Below are 19,380 nucleotides of genomic sequence, written 5' to 3'. Positions count from 1 at the left end.
GCTCAAATCACTCCGCGCAGGCGCGGATCTTCTCGATGTCCGGTCCATTCGGCGTGCGGCCCAGGTTGAACGGAGCCGACGCGTCACGCCATTTGGCGTAGTCGTTCAGATACTCCAGCTGGCTCAGGTAAACCTTAGCGGAATCGGGGTTCTCGCAGGCGGTCTCTTCGATGGTCTCGTTGGCCATCTCCTGAACCTTGGTCAGCGTCTCGTCATCGTAGCGGTTGATTTCGATGCCCGCGTCGAGGAACTGCTGGTAGGCTTCGGTCGCGCGCTTCTCGGTGAAGGACAGCGACCAAACGAGGTTGGCCTGCGCCGCAATCTCAAGCGCTTCGCGGGTCTCATCCGACAGGGCGTCCCATGCGCCTTTGTTGATCATCACACCGAAGATCGAGGCGGACTGGTGCCAGCCCGGTGTCGCCCAGTATTTGGTGACCTGCTGGAAACCGCCCGAGAAGTCGACGTTCGGGGTCGAGAATTCCGCGCCATCGATCACGCCGCGCTCAAGCGACTGATAGATTTCGCCGCCAGCCATCGAGACCTGCGACCCGCCCAGTTTTTCCAACAGACGGCCCTGCTCCAGACCCGACAGACGCAGACGCTTGCCCTTAAGGTCTTCCAGCGTGACGATTTGCTCGTTGGTGCGGAAGCCGGATTCGTTGTTGGTCACGCCGTAGGGCAGATAGACCATGCCGAACTTGCCGTAGATCTCGTTATAAAGCTCTTTGCCGCCCCATTGCTCGATCCAGTTGACGTAGTCGACCGCGTTGAACAGGCTCGCCGTGGTCGCCAGCGGCGAGAAGGCAGAGTTGCGGCCTGCCCAGTAACCGGGCCAGTCGGCACCAGCTTGCACGGTGTTGGATTCAACCGCGCCGAACACTTCGCCCGCGGGCACGAGGGAGCCACCTTCGAAGAATTCGATGGTCAGGTCGTCGCCGGTCAGCTTGTTGGCCAGATCGACGAAATGCTTGTCGATCTCGATCAGTTCCAGCGAGGTCGGCCATGTGGTGGTCATGGTCCAGCTGTCTTGGGCCGCGGCCTGCGTGGCAACGCCCGCGCAGAGTGCCAGTCCGGCAAGGGTTGATTTCAATTTCATAATCTCTCTCCTCCGTTGATTATTTTGTATAGAGCGTTTCCGGCAGCCAGGTGACAAGCTGCGGGAACAGGGCGATGGCCACGCACATCATCAGGATCAGACCGATGAAAGGCAGCACGCCGACGATGATATGCGACGTCTTGACCTCACGCGGGGCAATGGCGCGCAGGTAGAAGAGCGCATATCCAAAGGGCGGGGTCAAAAAGGACGTCTGCAGAACCACCGACATCAGGACGACGAACCACAAAAGGCTCACGTCCATCTCCTGCACGATCGGCAGGAAGATCGGGAAGGACAGCAGCACGATGCCGGTCCAGTCAAGGAAGGCGCCGAGGATGAAGACGATGAACATCATCATCGCGATCAAGAGCCAAGGCGCCATGTCGAGGTTGCGGATGATCTCCTGCGTCGCGCGCAGACCCCCGGTGATGTTGAACACGCCGGTAAAGGCCGTGGCGCCCACGACGATAAACAGGATCATCGCCGAGGTGCGCCCGGTTTCCAGCATCGCGCCGTAGAAGGATGCCCAGCTGAACTTGCCGCGCATGATGACGATCACCAGTGCCAGCGCCGCGCCGATGGCGGAAGCTTCGGTCGCCGTGGCGATGCCCGCGAGCAGAGAGCCCAGAATGCCGAGGATCAGCACCAGTGGCGGCACGGCTTCGATCAGCAACATGCGCACAAGGGCGGGTTTCGAGATTTTCTCATCAGGCTCGACGGCGGGGGCCATGTCGGGCCGGACCACGGCAACGACGAAAACCCAGACCGCATAGAGCAGCCCCAGCACCACGCCCGGCACCATGGCGCCCGCGAAAAGCTCTCCCACCGAGAGGGGGGAATAAGAGGCCATGAGGATCAACATGATCGACGGCGGGATCAGAATGCCCAGACAGCCGGATGCCGCGATGACGCCGGTGGTCAGCGTCGGGCTATAACCATATTGCAGCATGGGGCGCAGCGCCATCACGCCCATCACTGTGATCGAGGCGCCGATGATACCCGTGGTCGCGGCGAGCAGGATCGAGATGAAAACCACCGCGAGCGCCAGACCGCCGCGAATGTTCGACATCAAAAGTCGCAGTGATTCGAACATCTTATCCGTCACGCCCGAATCGGAGAGGAACCTTGCCATCAAGATAAAGAGCGGAATCGCGATCAGCGTGAAGTTGTCCAGCACATCGCCGAAAATCCGGTTAATGACGATGCCCAGCACCATCGGTTTGCCGGCGATGACAGCCCCCAAAACGGCGGTGCCGCCCAGAACGAAGGCCAGCGGGTGGCCCATGAAAAGGCCCAGCAAAAGCAGGCCGAACATGGTGAGAGCAATGAGTTCAGGCGTCACGGGGCAGTTCCTGACGGTTAAGTACGAGTTTCAAAAATTCCGACACACCTTGCAGCAGCAAAAGACCGGCAGCGAGGGCCATGGCCATTTTCAGCGGATAGACCGGCAGCTGGACCGAGCCATATGTCGTCTCACCTTGGGCATAGGAGCGCATGGCGAATTCATAAGAGCGGGTGGTGAAGATCCACGCGAAGGGGAAGAAAAAGATCACATAGCCCGCCGCTTCGACCCAACGGCGCAGGTTGGGGCCAAGGGTTTCGGTGATCAGATCGACCCGCACATGGGCCTGATGGCGCAGCGCATAGCCGCCCAGCATCACGAAATAGAAGCCATAGAGTTGTTTCGTGACGTCAAAGGCCCAGCGGGTCGGGTCATTCAGCGCATAGCGCATGAAGACGTCATAGATGATGATTGCGGCGAAAATGACGGCGACGACCGACACGATGCGCCCGACGAATTCGTTCATCTGGTCGATGAATTTTATCAAGATCTGAGCCCTCCCTGGCAGCTCGCACATTATTGGCCTTTCTGCCGAAAACAAGGCAAAAGACCATTAATAATGCTGCTTTAAGTAGCACTACGTATGCGGCTTGGGGCGGGATTGTCCAGAAGGTGGAATTTCAATTTGCCTAAGCCATGGACATTTTCGAAAAGCGACGATTATCTGCTGCGCATGGCCCTCCGCGTCGACGTCGGGGGAAGCTAAGCAAATATCCGTTTGGGAGGAAAAACATGGATCGTCGTTCATTTATCCGCAAAGCCGGTGTGATGGGGGCAGGTGCCGCCGCCACGACACTTGCAGCGCCCGCAATTGCGCAGGGCAACATCACATGGCGCATGGTCACCACATGGCCCAAGAACTTCCCCGGTCTGGGTGTCGGCGCGCAGCGTCTGGCCGACCGGATCACCGCTGCCTCGGGTGGCGAGCTGACCATTCAGGTCTTCTCGGCCGGCGAGATGGTGCCGCCGTTGCAGTCGCTGGACGCCGTGATCGACGGCACCGCTGAGATGAGCCATGGCGCCGCCTACTACTGGCAGAACAAATCGCCCGCGCTGTCCTTCTTCACTGGCGTTCCCTACGGCATGACCACGCCGGAACTGACGGCATGGATGCGCTACATGGGCGGTCAGGAGATCTGGGACGAGATCTATGACCAGTTCGGCGTTCAGGGCTTCCTGTCGGGCAACACCGGCACGCAGACCGGCGGCTGGTTCCGCGATGAGCTGAAGAGCCTCGACGACGTCAAAGGCGTACGCTTCCGGACGCCGGGCCTTGGTGGCCGCGTGTGGGAGAAACTGGGCGCGACCGTGACCAACATGGCCGCGGGCGAGATCTTCCAAGCGCTTCAGTCGGGCACGCTCGACGCTGCGGAATTCGTCGGCCCCTACAACGATCTGGCGCTCGGCTTCCATCAGGTGGCCAAGAACTACTACATGCCGTCCTTCGTGGAATCGGGTCTGGCGACCGAGCTTGTCGTCGATAAGAAGAAGTATCAGGAACTGCCTGAGAACCTGCAGGCGATCATCCGTGACGTCAGCCAAGCGGAGTACGACCAAGTCGCTGCGGACTTCTACGCCAACGATCCCCGTGCACTGAAGACCCTGCAGGAAGAGCATGGCGTAACCGTGCGCAACTTCCCCGACGATATCATGGAAGCCGGTGCCAAGGCCTCGGTCGAAGTGGTCGAAGAATTGCGCAACAGCGACGACCCGTTGGTCAAGAAGACCGCCGAGAGCTTTGTCGAAGCGCTGAACCTCGTCCGTACCCGGACCGAGAACATCGACAGCCCCTATGTGCAGGCGCGTCAGAAGTTCCTGAAGTACTGAGCTTCGCGCTGAATGTAATTGGAAAGGCCCGGTGGAAACGCCGGGCCTTTTTCTTGGGCGAACCCCAAGAAATCTGCCTCGCCCGGTGGCACACCGGGCATCGCCCTCCCTCCCCCCGGAGGGCGATTTTGCGACGTAGCCCGCGCCGGATCGGTTCGCGAGATGGGCTCCGGCGCAGCCCCTTTCACGGGTTCGATCGCCCACCAGGGAGGGCGATGCCCTTACCGCTCAACCAAAAAAGGCCCGGCGTTGCTGCCGAGCCTTTGAACGTCGAGGGGGGCTATCTCACCCCGCGATCACCTTAGGCAACCAAGTCACGATCTGCGGGAAGGCAAAGAGGATCGCAATCGCCACCACCTGCAACATCACGAAGGGCAGGATCCCTTTGTAAATCGCGCTCGTCGGCAGATCCGCCGGGGCCACCCCGCGCAGATAGAACAGCGCAAAGCCGAAGGGCGGCGTCAGGAAGGATGTCTGCAAGTTCACCCCGACCAAGACGCCCAGCCAGATCGGATCGATGTCCAGCATCAACAGCACCGGTGCCGTGATCGGGATCACGATAAAGATGATCTCAAAGGTATCGAGGATGAAACCCAAGAAGAACATGATGATCATCACCACCGCCACCGCCGCCAAGGGGCCGCCGGGTAGATTGCTGAGGAACTCATGCACCAGATTGTCGCCGCCCATCATGCGGAACACGATGGAAAAGACCGAAGCCCCCAGCAGAATGACAAAGACCATGCTGGTGATCGTGGCCGTGGCAATCATCGTCTCCCGCAGGATGCGGAAGGACAGACGCCAGCGCATGGCCGCAAGCACCATCGCCCCCACAGCACCGACAGAGGCCGCCTCGGTCGGGGTCGCGATGCCGCCGAGGATCGACCCCAGCACGGCGAGGATCAGCAAGAGCGGCGGCATCAGGGCGACAAAGAAATCCCGCACCAGTTGGCTTTTCTCATCCGCCGGAACCGGCGTCGCGGGGCAGGAGGCTGGCGCGGTCGCGGCTTTGAAGAGAACGTAGCTGAGATAAAGCGAAACCAGCAAAACCCCCGGTAACAGCGCCCCGGCGAAGAGATCCCCCACAGAGACGGGCGTGGGGGCAAAGTTGCCCTTGGCCATCTGCACCTGAGAGTTAATGCCCGAAAGCATATCGCCCATGAAGATCAACACGGTGGAGGGCGGAATGATCTGCCCCAAGGTGCCGCTGGCGCAGATCACCCCGGTGGCAAGCTTGGGGTCATAGCCCGCCCGCAACATCGCGGGCAGCGAGATCAGGCCCATGGTGACAACCGTGGCCCCCACGACGCCGGTGGATGCCGCGAGCATTGCCCCCACAAGCACCACCGAAATCCCCAGACCGCCGCGCATATTGCCGAAAAGCTTGCCCATGGTGAGCAAAAGCTGCTCGGCGATTTGGCTGCGTTCCAGCATCACCCCCATGAAGATAAAGAGCGGCACGGCGACCAAGACTTCGTTGGTCATGAAGCCGATATAGCGGTTCGGCAGCGAGCCGAAGTTCGAGGGATCGAACACGCCGAAGCCCATGCCCACGGCGCCAAACAGCAGCGACACGCCGGCAAGGGTGAAGGCCACCGGAAAGCCGAGCAGCAAAAAGCCGATCACGCCAAAGAACATGAGCGCGGCGAGCATCTCGCCAATGAAAATCGGATCCATCAAACGGCTCCCTGCGGATGGTCTGCGGGGATTTGGTCCCGGCTGTATTGCATGGATTTGGGCACCAGCTCAGCATTGCCGCTGAGCACGAGGATGGAGCGGATGATCCATGCAATCCCTTGAATTGCGAGTAGAAACGCGAAGCCGATGATGAAGGCTTTGAGAATATAAAGCCCCGGCATGCCGCCCACATTGGCCGACCCTTCCTGATAGCCCCAAGCGCGGATCACGAAGGGGATCGAATAGGTGTAGACGATCCAGCAAAAGGGCAGCAGAAAGACGATGACACCGATCAGGTCAATCAGCGCGCGGCGGGCCATGGTGGCGGGGCGGTAGAAGATGTCGACGCGCACATGGTCATCGCGCAGCAGCGCAAAACCGGCCACGGCCGTGAACATCGCGCCGTTGAGCCAGATATAAAGGTCTTGCATCCAAACGAAGCTGATCGCGAAGACATAGCGCTGCACGACCACGGTGAAACAGACCAACACGATGCCGAGTGCGAGCCATGAGAAGAGATTGCCGATGACCAAGTTCACCGCGCAGATCACCCTGGCAATTGCTGCTAAAAAACGCACCTTGTCCCCTCTCCCGTCAAGTTCGTTTGACCGTCAATCAAAGGGAGGGGACAAAATGTCAAGATTTAGATGGCGGGCGGCTCTTCCCAGCGGCATTTGTCGCCTTCCCGTGGCAGGAAGGCAACCGAAGGGCCGCGCCGCTCAATAGATACTGGTCTCGGGCGCGCTGCCTTTACGCACCATGCCGCGGTACATGCCCTGCGAGTTAAACGGCATGGCGATATTGCCCGCCGCATCCACGGCGATGATCCCGCCTGAGCCGTCGTTGGGCGCCAGATCCTGCATCACCACATGTTCGGCGGCTGTGGCCAGATCCTCGCCCGCGTGGCGCATCCGCGCGGCGATCTCCCCGGCGGCGTTCCAGCGGATGAAAATCTCGCCATGCCCGGTGGCGGAGACGGCGCAGGTCTCGTTGTCCGCGAAGGTGCCCGCGCCGATCATCGGCGTGTCGCCAACCCGGCCCGGGGCCTTGGCGGTCATGCCCCCCGTTGAGGTGGCGGCGGCAATGTTGCCCGCCGCGTCGCGCGCCACGGCCCCCACGGTGCCATGCCGCCGCGCTGGATCGTCGGAGACCTCGCCGCGGGCGCGCATCTCGAGCGTCTCCTGCAAAGCGTCCCAGCGGGACTGGGTGAAGAAGTAGTCACGGTCGGCGAACTCGAGCCCCGCCTGCCGGGCGATCTCCAGCGCGTTGGGGCCGATGAGGGTGACATGCTCGGTCCGTTCCATGACGGCGCGCGCCAGTTTCACCGGGTTCTTCGGCCCGAAGACCCCGGCGACCGAGCCCGCGCGCCGGTCGGCGCCATCCATCACGGCGGCGTCCATCTCCTGCACGCCCTCGGAGGTATAGACCGCACCGCGCCCTGCGTTGAACAGCGGCTCGTCCTCCAGCGCGCAGACAGCGGCCACCACCGCGTCCATCGCGCTGCCACCGTCGCGCAGTACCGCTTCGCCCGCCTCCAGCGCACGGGCGAGACCGTCGTGATAGGCGGCCTCCTTCTCGGGCGTCATGTTTTCCTTGAGGATGGTTCCGGCACCACCGTGGATGGCAAGGGAATAGGTCATTTCGGTCCTTTCAATCCGGCCTGCTCGGCGCAATAGGCGGCGATCTCGGCATGGGTGGCGATCCAACAATCGCCGCGGGATTTGATGTGGTCGATAAGCTCGTCGAGGATGAAGATGCGCGAGCGGTAGCCTGTCACATGCGGGTGCATGGTCAAGAGGAAGAGCCCGCCCTCGTCATAGGCCCCGTCGAACTCGCGCCGGAAAATGTCGAGCACATCCGCAGGCGGCGTATAGGGCCGCTGCGCGCCGAAACGGTTCATCATGAAATAGACGGCGTCGTCGCGGATCCACTCCACCGGCAGTTCCACAATCCCGGTCGCTTCGCCCTTCTCCACGATTTCGTAGGGGTCGTCGTCCGAGAACAGAGAGCTGTCGTAGAGAAGCCCCATCTCGCGGGCGATCGAGAGCGTGTGGGCGCTGTAGTCCCAAGACGGCGTGCGCATGCCGACGGGGCGGGTGCCGGTGATCTTCTCCAGCGTGTCCGAGGCGCGCAGCATCAGATCGCGTTCAGCCTCCGGCGGGACCTGCGTATTGCGCTCGTGGATCCAGCCGTGAAGGCCGATCTCGTGGCCCTCCTCGGCAAGGCTGCGCTGCTCCTCGGGATGCAGCAGGGCAGAGACGGCGGGCACGAAGAAGCTCGCCTTCACCCCATGCCGGTCAAGGACGCGGCGGATGCGGGGGATGCCACGCCGTGCGCCGTATTCGCCCCAGCCGAGGCGCGCAATGCTTGTGCCGCCGTCGCGTAGCTCGTTGGTTTCGTGATCGCTGTCGAAGCTCAGCGCCACGGCACAGCGCGCGCCGCCGGGCCAGGACTTCGGCAACAGGTTCTTCCCTGCGCGGACCTGTTCGACCAGCCCGCGCCAATGCGGCTCGTCCCATTCATGCGGCTCGCTCATGCGTGGCCTCCGTCGACGGAAAGTATTTGCCCCGTGATCCAACCGGCGCGGTCGGAGCAGAGGAAGGTGACCGCATCCGCGATGTCCTGCGCGCGGCCCAAGCGGCGCATGTGGATGCCGCCGATGATCTGCTTCTGCCGCTCGGGGCCGAAGGCGTCCCATTGCTTTTCTGTCGAGGGGTTCGACAGGACAAAGCCGGGGGCCACGGAATTCACGGTGATGCCCTGCGGCCCAAGCTCCAGCGCGAGCTGCTTGGTCAGGCCGACCAGCGCGTGTTTCGCCGCCGCATAGGCTTGGATGCCGGTGAGGCTGGGCTTCAGCCCCGCGCCGGAGGAGATGGTGACGATCCGGCCCGATCCCGCGCTCTTCATCGCGGGCGCGAAACCTTGCGCGCACCACATGGCGGCATCGACATTGGCCTGAAAGATCGCCTGCCAGTCGGCTTCGCTGATCTCCTCCAGCGGGCGGCCGACCTGACCGCGCACGCCGCCGGCGGAAGTCACCAGCCCGTCGATCCGTCCGTGACGTTCGAGGATCTCGGCGCAGAGCGCGAGGGTCGTTTCGCGGTTGCCCAGATCGCCGCTATGCAGCGTCACGCCCTCGGCCTTCAGCGGGGCGAGGCCCGCGGCGTCGATGTCCATCGCGGCCACGGTGGCCCCGGCGGCGCGGAGCTCGGACAGTATCGCGGCGCCGATGCCCTGCGCCGCGCCGGTCACGGCAAAGACCTTGCCGGTCAGATCGATCTTCATGCCGCCACCAACAGGTTGACGAGGTCGGCGGATTGTTCGCGCTTGCCGTCCTCGATGTCGTGAATAAGTTCGACCATGCGCGCCAGTGTCGGCACCGAGATGCCTGCCTCCCGGCCCAACTCGACCATGACACCGATCTGTGCGTCGACTTCGGTCTTACGCTTGCGCACCGCGAGGTCGCGCCAGATGCCGGAGTGGGTCTTGGCGGTTTTGCGGTTGTGGACGATCATTTTCTGCATCGCGGCGTCGATGGCGGCGGTGTCATTGGTGCGGAAGGCTTCCGGGTCGAACCCGTTGAAGCCGAGAGGGGAGACGCCCTCATGCGCGGCCAGTGTCATCACCTCGTGGCCAAGCGCGCGGTAGGCGGCGCGGTGTTCGTCGCGGGCCATGGCGTCGGACATGCTGTCGGGGGTGAGGGCGGTGCAGAACAGCAACGCGCCGTAGCCCATCTTGCCCCAGAGGTAGCCCCAGATGTTGTCGGTGGCGACGGCTTCGGGTTCGACCAGTTGCAAAAGGCCATGCACCTCGGCCACGCGGTCGCTCATGCGCCCGTCGAGTTCCCCCACAGCTACGGCGGCGCGGTTGCCGAAGAGGATGCGGCCCGGCTTCAACCAGTCGGCGCCGTAGTTGACGAAACAGCCTACAGTGTTCTCGGCCCCGATGCGCGCGGCGATGACCTTTTCGTTGAGCCCGTTCTGGGCCGAGACGACATAGCCGCCCGGCGCGAGATGGGGGGCAAGCATCTCCAAAGCGGCGGCGGTGTGGTGCGCCTTCACGCAGAGGAAAATGCGGTCGTATTGGCCAGTGAGTTCATCCGGCGTGCTGGCCGGGAGGATTTGGGTAAATGCTTCGACGGGGCCTTCAATGCGCAACCCGCTGCTGCGCATGGCTTCTACATGCTCTTCCACGACATCGACCATATGCACGGCATGACCTGCGCGGGCGAAATAGGCGCCGAGGATGCCGCCGATGGCACCGGCGCCCCAGATCAGGATCGGCGTCTCGCTCATGCCCAGTCCCCCTCGAGCTGCGCGCGGGTCTCGCGCACGGCGATCTCCCACAGGCGGTCGGTGTCGGCGTCGGGCTTCTGGTAGACGCCGCCGTAGTTGCCGTCTCCGATGAGCGCGCGCACGCCGGCGGCGTTGCGGTCGCGCAGGCGATCGAAATCGACGAAGGGTTTCTGCTCGGCCGGCAGCTCGCGGCCGGGAAGGCGGGTCCAGGGGAAGTTCTCCATCCAGGACGCGTGAGAGGCGACGGGGTCGATCTCTTGCACGCAGTTCCAGGTCTCGGGCGCACGCCACCAGTCATGGAAGCGGCAGCGGGCGCCTTCGTTGGCCTCCATCCACTCCATCGTGACGGGCTGCACCGGGCTGTTGCCGCCATGGCCGTTGACGATCAGCACGCGGCGGAAGCCGGTGGCATAGAGACTGTCGAGGATGTCACGCAGAAGCGCCGCATAGGTCGAAAGCTTCAGCGAGACCGAGCCGGGGAAGCCCATGAAATAGGGCGTCAGACCATAGGCCACGGCCGGAAACACCGGCACGCCCAGAGGTTCGGCGGCATCGGCGGCGACCTTTTCCGACAGGATCGAATCGACCGAGAGGCTGAGGTAGGCGTGCTGCTCGGTGCTGCCGAGGGGCAGGACACAGCGGTCGTCGGTCTTGAGGTATTCTTCGATCTCGAACCAATTGCTTTCGGATATCTTCATTCTTCGGCGGCCTTTGTGGATTTGAGAGAGGCCCGGCATGTCTCAATGGCGGGCAGGATTTCTGAACGGATGGCGTGCACGTCTGGGGTGTGACGGTATTCAAAAGCGGTCTGCTCGGGGCGCAACGCGCCACGAAGGTAGTCGGCACCGGTGGCATAGATGACCACATCTGCCTCGCGCATGGCCGATGACAGGCCATTCTCGTCACGAACCTTCATGGTCAACTGCGTGACATGCGGGGCAAACCGCAGGATGCCCGCTTTCATGATCGTAACGAAGCCGGGAAAATAGGAGTAAGCGAGCGTCTTGGCGTCAGGCGGGATCGAGGCCAGCGCCACGCGGGTCGCCTCGTTGGGGATGAGTGTCAGGCCCAGCACTTCGACATTCGGCAAAATTTCTCGCGTTTTGGACAGCAGGGTTTTGGGCGCGATAATCAGGTCGATGTCCTTGGGCGGATTGGGTGCGATCTCATCCAGAACGGCGGCGTCGATCTCATCGCCCTCGGGCAGATGCTGGCGCAGTTCATCGGCATAAGCGCGGGTCGCGTCGATGAAATTGCCGACCATCAGAATGCGCAGCGGGCGCGGGCTGGCGCTGCTGGCCATGGAAATGCGCACAGCCAGTTCCGACGCGCTGACACCACAGGATTTCGCAAGACTCAACAGTTCAGCGATCTGTTGATCAAGCTGTCGAAAGCGCCCGTCGTGGGCGCGGCTACCACCGCCGCTGACGAATGTACCCGAGCCGACGCGCCCCTCGACCAACCCCGAGGATTGCAGCGCGGCGTAGACATTGCTGACCGTGACCGGGGAAATCTTCATCCGCGCGGCCAAAGCGCGGACCGAGGGCAGGCGCGCGTCGGAGGGCAATTCGCCCGACGCAATCCCGAATTCCAGCGCTCCGCGGAGCTGAACGGAAAGAGATACGGACGAGCTGCGATCCATCGCCTGTACGATTCGATTCATTGCCCGTTCAAATTTTGCCTGTTTGTCACTCATGTCTGTAACACTGCCTCAAAAGCCGTAGCGCGACAAGCTTATATATTGGGCTTATACGGCGGTCGAAGGTTGCAATGTTACATATTTGTGTTGACCGTCACAATTATAGCTGTCTAGTGTAACTGCAAGATATAACACATGGAGGTTTTGACCAATGAAGAAGCTTACCCTGAAATCCGCCGTCGCCGCATTGGCGCTGATCGCTGCCGCGCCAGCAGCGATGGCCGCCGATCTGGTGATCGGCCTGCGTGCCGGCCCGGATTCGATTGACCCGCATTGGTCGACATTGGGCTCGCAGGCCGAAGCCCTGCGCCATGTCTTCGACACGTTGGTCGACGTCGACGAGAAGCTGCAGTTGAAGCCCGGCCTTGCCGTCAGTTGGGAGCCGATCGACGACACCACATGGGAATTCAAGATGCGCGAAGGCGTGAAATTCCATGATGGCACCGACTTCACCGCCGAGGACGCGAAATTCTCGATCGAGCGTATCCCGGAAGTGACCGGCCCAATGCCGATGACCCTCTACACCAAATATGTCGACAGCGTCGAAGTGGTGGACGACTACACCCTGCGCGTGAAGACGAAAGGCATGGCACCTTCGCTGCCGAACGACTTCACCCGTCTCTTCGTCGTGCCTTCTGAGACCGGCATGGAAGCGGGCAACGAGCAGTTCAACTCCGGCGAGAAGGCGATCGGCACCGGTCCCTATACCTTCGTCTCTTGGCAGCCCAAAGGCGATCTGGTGCTCGAGCGTTTCGACGACTACTGGGGCGGTCAGGCCGCTTGGGAAACCGTCACCCGCCGCGAGATCCCCGAGGACACCTCGCGCGTCGCGGCCCTGCGTTCGGGGGAGGTTGACCTGATCAACTACGTGCCTGCCTCCGACTACCTCGCGATGAAGAACGATGGCGACATCGAAACATTCGTGTCTGACTCGGTCTATATCCTCAACATCGCGCCGTCGGTGAAGGACGAAGAGCCGCAGCCGATCAAGGTCAACGGCGAAGAGGTCGAGGGCAACCCGCTGCAGGATCTGCGTGTGCGCAAGGCGCTGGACCTGGCGATCAACCGCGACGTGCTGGTCAATGTGGTGCTCGAAGGTCTGGGTACGCCCGCCAACCAGCTGATGCCCGAAGGCTTCTTCGGCTACAGCCCGGAACTGGGCAAGCGCGAATATGACATCGAGAAAGCCAAGGAACTGCTGGCCGAGGCCGGCTACCCCGAGGGTTTCGAGATCGATTTCACCTGCACCAACAACCGCGTGCCCGGCGATGCCGTGGTCTGCGAGGCGCTGGCGCAGATGTGGTCGCGCCTGGGTCTGAAGGTGAACGCGCAGGCGCTGAACGGTACGGTCTTCTTCCCCGCCGCCGCGCGTGAGGAATACACCATGACCATGTCCGCATGGGGCACGCTCACCGGTGAGGCCGCCTATACCTACGGCGCGCTGGTGCACACTAAGGACCCCGAGAAGGGCTTCGGCAACTTCAACCGCGCGGGCTATTCCAACCCCGAGTTCGACAAGGTCTTCGGCGAAGGCGCCCAGACCCTCGACCCGGAAGCGCGCAAGAAGCTCTATGAAGAGGCCTCCTTCATCGCGATGGAAGACCGCGCGCTGATCCCGACGGTGATCCTGCAGACCGTCTGGGCGGCCAATGCCGACACCATCGAGATGACGCCCCGCGTCGATCAGGAAACCCGCGCCTATGCGATCACCCCGGTCGAATAAGGCGGCATAACGCACCGGGCGCCCGCTGCTTGCCGGCGGGTGCCTCTATTTTTCAAGTCTGATGGGCGAGGTCGAATGCTCAGCTATTTTGTAACCCGGTTGGCACAGGCGGTTGTCGTGGTCTTTGCCATGTCGGTGATCGTCTTTGTCGGCGTCTTTGCCATCGGCAACCCGATCGACGTGATGATCGATCCGGGCGCCACCGCCGAGATCCGCCAGAAGCTGATCGAGCAATACGGGCTCGATCAACCGCTGGTCGTGCAGTACTGGACCTTCCTCAAGAACGTGGCCCAGGGCGATCTGGGCACCTCGATGGTCTATAACATCCCGGTCGTCGACCTCGTCTTCTCACGCTTTCCCGCCACGCTGGAACTGGTGCTGACCTCGGTGCTGATCGCCGTGGGCGTGGGCATTCCCGCCGGTCTCTGGGCCGGCTACCGCCCCGAGAGCCTCGGCGCCAAGATGATCATGGCGCTTTCGGTGCTGGGCTTCTCGGTGCCGACCTTCTGGATCGGCATGCTGCTGATCATGGGCTTTGCGGTCGAGCTTGGCTGGCTGCCCTCGGGCGGTCGCGGCGACGAGGCGACCTTCCTTGGCATCACCTCCTCGCTTTTCACCCCCGATGGCTGGAGCCATGTCATCATGCCCGCGATCAACCTGTCGCTGTTCAAGATGGGCCTGATGATCCGCCTGACCCGCGCCGGCATGGTCGAGGCCATGGGCACCGATTACGTCAAGTTCGCCCGCGCGCAGGGTCTGCCGGACCGGCAGATCGTTTTCCGCCACATCCTGCGCAACATCTCGATCCCGATCGTCACGGTGCTGGGGCTTGAGCTTGGCTCGACGCTGGCCTTCGCGGTGGTGACCGAGAGCGTGTTCAACTGGCCCGGTGTCGGCAAGCTGATCATCGACTCGATCCTGCAACTCGACCGGCCGGTGATGGTCTCCTACCTCATCATGGTCGTGATCCTCTTTGTCCTCATCAACCTCGTGGTTGATCTGGTCTACGCCCGACTGGACCCGCGGGTCCGCCTGAAAGGAGGCGCATGATGCCCGAGATCGTCGCTGAAAACATCGCCGCCGTCCCCTCGGCCCCGCCAGTGGAGACGCGCGCCGAGCGGCTGCGCAACTTCTGGTCGGACTTCCGCGAAAGCTGGGTCGCCGTGGGCGCGCTCATCGTGATTGCCGTGCTGCTGTTCCTCTCCTTCGGGGCGCCGCTGGTCTCGCCGCAGGACCCCTACGACATGGCGATGCTCGACTGGCTCGACGCCTTTCTGCGTCCCGGCACCGAAGGCTCGGGCGGCTATGTCCATTTGCTGGGCACCGACAACGCGGGCCGCGACATGCTTTCGGCCATTTTCTACGGGCTGCGCACCAGCTTCGTGATCGGCCTGTCCGCCGGGGCACTGGCGCTGTTGGTCGGCATCGCGGTTGGTCTCACCGCGGCCTATTTCGGGGGGCGGATCGAAGCGTTGTTGATGCGTGTCGTCGACCTGCAACTCTCGATGCCCGCGATCCTGCTGGCGCTGGTGCTGGTGGCGATGCTGGGCCAAGGTATCGTGCAGATCATCCTTGCGCTGGTGGTCGCGCAATACGCCTATTTCGCCCGCACCACGCACGGCGCGGCCAAGGTCGAGCGTGGCAAGGACTATATCGAGGCCGCGCGCTCCACGCCGCTGCCGACGCGCCGGGTGCTGTTCCGGCACCTGCTGCCCAACGTGCTGCCGCCGCTGATCGTTGTGGCCACGGTGCAGGTCGCGAGCGCCATCGCGCTGGAGGCGACGCTGTCCTTCCTCGGCGTGGGCCTGCCGCTGACGGAACCCTCGCTGGGATCGCTGATCTCCAACGGGTTCAAATACATCCATTCGGACCGCTACTGGCTGTCGATCTATCCCGGATTGGCGCTGATGGTGACCGTTGTCGCAATCAACCTCGTGGGCGATCAGGTCCGCAAGGTGCTCGACCCGAGGAACAGCCGATGAGCGCCGCACTGGAGGTCAGGGGTCTGACCACGCAATTCAGCACCCGCAAGGGGGCCGTCACCGCCGTCAATGACGTGAGCTTTTCGGTCCAGCCCGGGCGCATCCTTGGGCTGGTGGGGGAAAGCGGCTCGGGCAAGAGCGTCACCGGGTTTTCGATCATGGGGCTCATTGACGAACCCGGTCGGATCACCGCCGGGCAGGTCATGGTGCAGGGCACCGACATGCGCGGGCTGAGCGCCGAAGAGCAGCGCCGCATGCGCGGTCGCGCCGTGTCGATGGTGTTTCAAGACCCGATGATGACCCTCAACCCCGTGCTGCGGGTGGGCGACCAGATGGCCATGGCGGTGCGGGTGCATGACAAGGTGAGCAAGGCCGCCGCATGGGAGCGTGCCCGCGAAGCGCTCGAGATCGTTGGCATCCCGGCGCCCGCCGAGCGGTTGCAAGCCTATCCACACCAACTCTCGGGCGGCATGCGCCAGCGTGTCGCGATTGCCACAGCGCTTTTGCACCGCCCCGCCGTGATCCTCGCAGATGAGCCGACCACCGCGCTCGACGTCTCGATCCAAGGCCAGATCCTTGCCGAGGTGCGGCGTCTGGCCGATGACACCGGCACCGCCATCGTTTGGGTCACTCATGACCTCGCCGTTGTCTCCTCGCTCGCCGACGACATCGCGGTGATGTACGCAGGCCGCATCGTCGAAAGCGGCACGGCGGAGGAGGTCATCGCTCACCCGCGTCATCCCTATACGCGCGGGTTGATCGACTCGGTCCCGGGCCTGCACGAGCCGGGCCGCGACCTGCCGCAGATCCCGGGCTCGACCCCGCAGCTGGCGAATCTGCCCTCGGGCTGCCCGTTCCGGCCCCGATGCCCGCGCGCGACCGAGGTCTGCGCGACGCTCCCACCCAATACTGGAACCGAGGCACATTCCGTCCTGTGCCACCATCCGATCGAGGCCACATGACCGATCCCATTCTGAAAATCGAGGGCGTCTCCAAACGGTTCACCCGCAAGCCGGGGCTGGTGGTCCGGGGGCTGGACCGCCTGTCGGGGCGCGACTCCACCCAGACCGTCCATGCCGTGAACGACGTCAATTTAAGCGTTCCGCGCGGCGAGGTGCTGGGCATCGTCGGTGAGAGCGGCTGCGGCAAGTCCACCTTGGGGCGCGTCGTCTCGGGCATCTATGCGCCGAGTGAGGGCACGGTGACGCTCGAAGGCCAGCCGGTGGCGCGCGACCATCGCGGCAATGTCGACAAGCTCACGACCCGCGTGCAGATGATCCACCAGGACCCTTTCGCGAGCCTTAATCCGCGCATGAAGGTGGGCGAGATCATCGCCGAAGGCCCGCGCATCCACGGGCTGATCCCCGCCCGCGAGGTGCAGGAACGGGTACGTAGCCTGCTGGAGCAGGTCGGGCTGGAGGGCGCCTATGCCAACCGCCTGCCGCACCAGTTCTCCGGCGGGCAGCGCCAGCGCGTCGCCATTGCCCGGGCGCTGGCGATGCAGCCCGAGCTTCTGGTGCTGGACGAGGCCGTGGCCTCGCTCGACGTCTCCATACAGGCGCAGGTGCTGAACCTCTTCATGAAGCTGCGGCGCGAGCTCGACCTCACGGCGCTGTTCATCAGCCACGACCTCTCGGTCGTGCGCCACGTCTGCGACCGGGTGGCGATCATGTACCTCGGGCGCGTGGTGGAAACCGCCCCGGCGGATGAACTCTACGCCAAGCCGCTGCATCCTTATACCGAGGCGCTCTTTGCCTCCGTGCCGACCCTCGGCACCGGGCGCGCCAATTTCCACCCGATCAAGGGCGAGATCCCCTCGCCGATCAACCCGCCCAAGGGCTGCGCTTTCCATCCGCGCTGCCCGCTTGCAGGGCCGCGCTGCAAAACCGAGGTGCCGCGCCTCGTGAACCCGAAAGACAACCGCAGCGTCGCCTGCCACCTGCATGACGGGGGCACCGGCGCCGAAACAGGAGCCGCCGCATGAGCCTGACCCTGACCGACCGCGTGGGGCGGCTGAACGACGTGCTCGTCTCGGTAAACCTGCTGAACTGGGACGCCCGGGTGATGATGCCCAAGGGCGGGGCCGAGACGCGTGGGCACCAGATCGCCACCTTGATGGGCATCGCGCGTGAGATGATCCTCGACCCCGAGATGGGCAAAGCCGCCGAAGCCGTGCTCAACAGCGACGCGCCCGAGATCGAGCGCCGCGCCGCGCAATCGGTGCAGGAGGCGCGCACCCATCACGCCCGCATCCCCGCCGCCCTGCTGCGCCGACAGGCCGAGCAATCCATCACCGCCGGCGCCGCCCGGACCGAGGCCCGCCGCACCGGCGACTTCGCCCTGTTCCAGCCGCATCTGCAAAGCATCGTCGATCTGGCCCGCGAGAAGGCCGAGGCGCTCGGCCACGACGGCCACCCCTACGATCCGATGGCCGACGTTTTCGAGCCCGGCGCGACAGCGGCGCAGCTCACCCGGTTCTTCGACCAGCTCCGCCACGGCATCCGCCCGATCCTCGACGCGGCGCTCGCCCGGCCCGCGCCGCGCAGCGAGTTCCTGTTCCGCGACTATCCCGTCGCCGGCCAGCAGGCCTTTTGTGCCTATATCGCCGAGGCCTTGGGCTATGACATGGACCGTGGGCGGCTCGACACGGCGGTGCATCCCTTCGAGATTTCCATGACCCGCAACGACGTGCGGATCACCTCGCGCTGGAACCCGAACTACCTGCCAATGTCGATCTTCGGCACGATCCACGAGGCGGGCCATGCGCTCTACGAGATGGGCGCCGATCCGGCGCTCACGCGTGGGGCGCATGCGACGGACATGATCGGGCTCTACGCCGTGGCGGGCACCAGTTTCGGGATGCACGAAAGCCAGTCGCGCCTGCTGGAAAACCACATCGGCCGCTCGCCCGCCTTCTGGGCGGTGCATTACGGACGCCTGCGCGACACCTTCCCCGAGCAGTTGGGCGACGTGAGCGAAGCGGAATTCGTCGCCGCGATCAACCGCGTCTCGCCCGGCCTCACCCGGGTCGAGGCGGACGAGCTCACTTACGATCTGCATGTCATGCTGCGGGTGAAGATCGAGATGGCGCTGATGGACGGCTCGCTGAAGGTCGCCGACGTCCCCGAGGCGTGGAACGCGGCGATGCGGGATGATCTGGGACTTGAGGTGCCGGACAACGGCGCGGGCTGTCTGCAGGACGTGCATTGGTCGCACGGCTACATCGGCTCCTTCCCGACTTATACCGTGGGCAATTCGACCGCCGCGCAGATCATGGCGCATCTGGATGCCACGCAGCCCGAGGTGCGCGCGGGCGTGACGGCGGGCGACTACGCGCCGCTTCACGCGGCATTGGGCGATCTGGTCTGGCAGCATGGTCGGTCGCGCAGCCGGGCCGAGATCCTCGCGGGGATCGGGGCCGGGGCCTACGACCCGACGGCCTATCTGGCCTATCTGGAAGCCAAGTTCGGCAGGTGATGAGGGGGGCAGTTTGCCCCCCCCCCTTCGAACCTTAGCCCGCTACCCGGTGCAACATCTGGCGGCCCGGGGTCAGGCCCTGCACCTTTTCCACGATCGAGCGCGCGTCGATGCCGAAATGCCGGTAGAGGTCGGCGATGGTGCCGGTCTGGCCAAAATGCTCGACCCCGAGCGGCACCGTCTGATGGCCCACGACCGCGCCCAGCCAGGACAGCGTCGCCGGATGGCCGTCGATCACCGTCACCAGCTTGCAGTCGCGCGG

Annotated in this window: 19 protein-coding genes; 7 read left to right on the top strand and 12 right to left on the bottom strand. The window is 63.7% G+C overall.

Going from position 1 to position 19,380, the window contains the following annotated elements; all coding sequences use genetic code 11:
- Positions 1-7: 7 nt before the first annotated feature.
- Genes dctP through ACGYLA_RS18110 form a run of 3 tightly spaced genes read right to left on the bottom strand, consistent with a single transcriptional unit; the run spans position 8 to position 2,928 of the window.
- Entirely contained in the window at positions 8-1,096 is a 1,089-nt protein-coding gene (dctP, locus tag ACGYLA_RS18120; RefSeq protein ID WP_067266589.1) for a TRAP transporter substrate-binding protein DctP, read from the bottom strand.
- A gap of 19 nt (positions 1,097-1,115) precedes the next feature.
- Positions 1,116-2,411: a TRAP transporter large permease subunit gene (locus ACGYLA_RS18115; RefSeq protein ID WP_067266597.1), complete on the bottom strand. Its 1,296-nt coding sequence runs from the start codon at positions 2,409-2,411 to the stop codon at positions 1,116-1,118.
- 16 nt (positions 2,412-2,427) lie between these two features.
- The gene (locus tag ACGYLA_RS18110) at positions 2,428-2,928 is read right to left on the bottom strand and encodes a TRAP transporter small permease subunit (RefSeq protein WP_394434361.1); all 501 of its coding nucleotides are present in this window, start codon (positions 2,926-2,928) and stop codon (positions 2,428-2,430) included.
- 242 nt (positions 2,929-3,170) lie between these two features.
- Between ACGYLA_RS18110 and ACGYLA_RS18105 the strand changes: the two genes are divergently transcribed.
- Entirely contained in the window at positions 3,171-4,265 is a 1,095-nt protein-coding gene (locus ACGYLA_RS18105) for a TRAP transporter substrate-binding protein (protein WP_271690295.1), read from the top strand.
- A gap of 285 nt (positions 4,266-4,550) precedes the next feature.
- Here the strand turns inward: ACGYLA_RS18105 and ACGYLA_RS18100 are convergent, their stop codons facing one another.
- The 8 genes from ACGYLA_RS18100 to ACGYLA_RS18065 form a co-directional block, all read right to left on the bottom strand.
- Positions 4,551-5,942 (bottom strand): TRAP transporter large permease subunit, encoded by a 1,392-nt coding sequence (locus tag ACGYLA_RS18100; protein ID WP_394434324.1) that lies wholly within the window; start codon positions 5,940-5,942, stop codon positions 4,551-4,553.
- Positions 5,942-6,520, bottom strand: coding sequence for a TRAP transporter small permease subunit (locus ACGYLA_RS18095; protein ID WP_067263666.1), 579 nt, complete (start codon positions 6,518-6,520; stop codon positions 5,942-5,944). The genes ACGYLA_RS18100 and ACGYLA_RS18095 overlap by 1 nt, the downstream gene beginning before the upstream one ends.
- Positions 6,521-6,661: 141 nt before the next feature.
- Entirely contained in the window at positions 6,662-7,582 is a 921-nt protein-coding gene (locus ACGYLA_RS18090) for an isoaspartyl peptidase/L-asparaginase family protein (protein ID WP_394434322.1), read from the bottom strand.
- Positions 7,579-8,478: a polysaccharide deacetylase gene (locus ACGYLA_RS18085; RefSeq protein WP_394434320.1), complete on the bottom strand. Its 900-nt coding sequence runs from the start codon at positions 8,476-8,478 to the stop codon at positions 7,579-7,581. The genes ACGYLA_RS18090 and ACGYLA_RS18085 overlap by 4 nt, the downstream gene beginning before the upstream one ends.
- Entirely contained in the window at positions 8,475-9,227 is a 753-nt protein-coding gene (locus tag ACGYLA_RS18080) for an SDR family NAD(P)-dependent oxidoreductase (protein WP_394434318.1), read from the bottom strand. The genes ACGYLA_RS18085 and ACGYLA_RS18080 overlap by 4 nt, the downstream gene beginning before the upstream one ends.
- The gene (locus ACGYLA_RS18075) at positions 9,224-10,237 is read right to left on the bottom strand and encodes a ketopantoate reductase family protein (RefSeq protein ID WP_394434316.1); all 1,014 of its coding nucleotides are present in this window, start codon (positions 10,235-10,237) and stop codon (positions 9,224-9,226) included. Before ACGYLA_RS18075 ends, ACGYLA_RS18080 begins: the two co-directional genes overlap by 4 nt.
- The gene (locus ACGYLA_RS18070) at positions 10,234-10,935 is read right to left on the bottom strand and encodes a creatininase family protein (protein WP_394434314.1); all 702 of its coding nucleotides are present in this window, start codon (positions 10,933-10,935) and stop codon (positions 10,234-10,236) included. The genes ACGYLA_RS18075 and ACGYLA_RS18070 overlap by 4 nt, the downstream gene beginning before the upstream one ends.
- Complete coding sequence (locus ACGYLA_RS18065; protein ID WP_394434312.1) at positions 10,932-11,900, bottom strand: GntR family transcriptional regulator; 969 nt, start codon at positions 11,898-11,900, stop codon at positions 10,932-10,934. The genes ACGYLA_RS18070 and ACGYLA_RS18065 overlap by 4 nt, the downstream gene beginning before the upstream one ends.
- A gap of 187 nt (positions 11,901-12,087) precedes the next feature.
- Between ACGYLA_RS18065 and ACGYLA_RS18060 the strand changes: the two genes are divergently transcribed.
- The 6 genes from ACGYLA_RS18060 (at position 12,088) to ACGYLA_RS18035 (ending at position 19,118) form a co-directional block, all read left to right on the top strand.
- Positions 12,088-13,659 carry an ABC transporter substrate-binding protein gene (locus ACGYLA_RS18060; protein WP_394434310.1) on the top strand — a complete coding sequence of 524 codons (1,572 nt, stop codon included), beginning with the start codon at positions 12,088-12,090 and terminating at the stop codon, positions 13,657-13,659.
- Positions 13,660-13,734: 75 nt separating this feature from the next.
- Positions 13,735-14,709 (top strand): ABC transporter permease, encoded by a 975-nt coding sequence (locus ACGYLA_RS18055; RefSeq protein WP_209219238.1) that lies wholly within the window; start codon positions 13,735-13,737, stop codon positions 14,707-14,709.
- The gene (locus ACGYLA_RS18050) at positions 14,709-15,641 is read left to right on the top strand and encodes an ABC transporter permease (protein WP_394434308.1); all 933 of its coding nucleotides are present in this window, start codon (positions 14,709-14,711) and stop codon (positions 15,639-15,641) included. The genes ACGYLA_RS18055 and ACGYLA_RS18050 overlap by 1 nt, the downstream gene beginning before the upstream one ends.
- On the top strand, positions 15,638-16,603 hold the full coding sequence (locus ACGYLA_RS18045; RefSeq protein ID WP_394434306.1) for an ABC transporter ATP-binding protein: 966 nt from the start codon (positions 15,638-15,640) through the stop codon (positions 16,601-16,603). The genes ACGYLA_RS18050 and ACGYLA_RS18045 overlap by 4 nt, the downstream gene beginning before the upstream one ends.
- Positions 16,600-17,625, top strand: a complete 1,026-nt coding sequence (locus ACGYLA_RS18040; protein ID WP_394434304.1) for an ABC transporter ATP-binding protein — start codon at positions 16,600-16,602, stop codon at positions 17,623-17,625. The genes ACGYLA_RS18045 and ACGYLA_RS18040 overlap by 4 nt, the downstream gene beginning before the upstream one ends.
- Positions 17,622-19,118, top strand: a complete 1,497-nt coding sequence (locus ACGYLA_RS18035; protein WP_394434302.1) for a carboxypeptidase M32 — start codon at positions 17,622-17,624, stop codon at positions 19,116-19,118. Before ACGYLA_RS18040 ends, ACGYLA_RS18035 begins: the two co-directional genes overlap by 4 nt.
- A 34-nt stretch (positions 19,119-19,152) precedes the next feature.
- On the opposite strand, the gene ACGYLA_RS18030 is transcribed toward ACGYLA_RS18035, so the two are convergent.
- Positions 19,153-19,380, bottom strand: a 228-nt coding sequence (locus ACGYLA_RS18030; protein ID WP_394434300.1) for a hypothetical protein, incomplete at its 5' end; no start/stop codon positions are given.

This window comes from Sulfitobacter sp. 1A13679, assembly GCF_043557115.1.
In the GTDB taxonomy this organism is placed as follows: domain Bacteria; phylum Pseudomonadota; class Alphaproteobacteria; order Rhodobacterales; family Rhodobacteraceae; genus Sulfitobacter; species Sulfitobacter faviae.
This window is presented reverse-complemented; position numbering and strand designations above follow the sequence as displayed.